The 1122-nt window shown below is 41.4% G+C and carries 3 pseudogenes; all 3 read right to left on the bottom strand.

What is annotated here, in order from left to right:
• Positions 1 to 297, bottom strand: a pseudogene (locus CWI32_RS15025) (fatty acid desaturase family protein); the annotation flags it as partial.
• Positions 298 to 488: 191 nt separating this feature from the next.
• Positions 489 to 749: pseudogene (locus CWI32_RS15450) on the bottom strand (DUF4917 family protein); the annotation flags it as partial.
• 143 nt (positions 750 to 892) lie between these two features.
• Positions 893 to 1122, bottom strand: a pseudogene (locus CWI32_RS15015) (hypothetical protein); the annotation flags it as partial.

Below are 1122 nucleotides of genomic sequence, written 5' to 3'. Positions count from 1 at the left end.
TTTGGTCTGCTCTTTGCTTTTACGGCCTTTGAAGTATTTACCCAATTCAAGATTCTGAATCGCAACACCCCACTGGAACAGCAAACAGAATGGCACTGCATAAATTGGTTGTAGTAAATAACCCGGTTTCCAGCGCTGTTCCGGGAACAGACGCAATAGACCATAACCGATATCATCATCCATACCTTTAATATTGGTATAAGTATGATGTTTAAAGTTATGGGTTTGACGCCAGTTATCCGAAGTACCTACGATATCCCATTCATAGGTCTGACCATTCATTTTAGGATCATTCATCGTGGCTGATTCAGGGGCCGAGTAAAGCTGCGGTGCAATTGAGCCAAGTGATCGCCATAGAAAATAATAAGCCACAGGCCGTAAAAACTGCATTCCCCTGCTTTGACAGTCCTTATGAACAAACCCTCAAAATCCCCTCTTTGAACTTTAGTTTCGGTATTTTTTGCATCTCTGAAAATAGATAAACTACCATGTTGATAAAGACTCAAAGTTACTTCTTTTTGATCATATATCGGTTCACGCATATCTTGCCAACTACTGCTAAAGATACCGCCATCCTGAAAACAATCTTTAAATTTATGACCGTCTCTTTCCCGATTCCCATACATAAGAATCCAATACAGAATTAAATCATAATTAAGGGAGACTATAGTTTTAAACTGTTTTGTAAATTGATATAGCTGAGGTAATTGATCCGCGATATCAGAATGTACACAATGAACTTCCTTCACCACTTTAATAAGAGCTTCTTTTATATTTTAGGTTAAGCCGGGAACTTTAAGGATACTGCCAGTGACAAACTGGAGGAAGGCGGGGACGACGTCAAGTCATCATGGCCCTTACGACCAGGGCTACACACGTGCTACAATGGTCGGTACATCCAGGGATACAGGCTTAAAATATCCAGTGCATACTCAGACGTGCCTTGAAAACGCGTCATAATGGCAATTGCCATCTGCTTTTGCTGGGCACGTGCGGCATTCGAGGTTTCAGTCAACACCAGCATCGCGCCAACACAGGCCAAAATAGTAATCGGCACAAAAATCAGCGCAATCAACTGTCCATAGGCGTGATTTAAGTGTAGGCGTTTAAACAGCTTTTTAT

Origin of the sequence: Acinetobacter pseudolwoffii, from assembly GCF_002803605.1 — a bacterium.
Taxonomy (GTDB): domain Bacteria; phylum Pseudomonadota; class Gammaproteobacteria; order Pseudomonadales; family Moraxellaceae; genus Acinetobacter; species Acinetobacter pseudolwoffii.
Note: the sequence above shows the minus strand (reverse complement) of the source record. Positions and strands in the feature narration are given on the sequence as shown.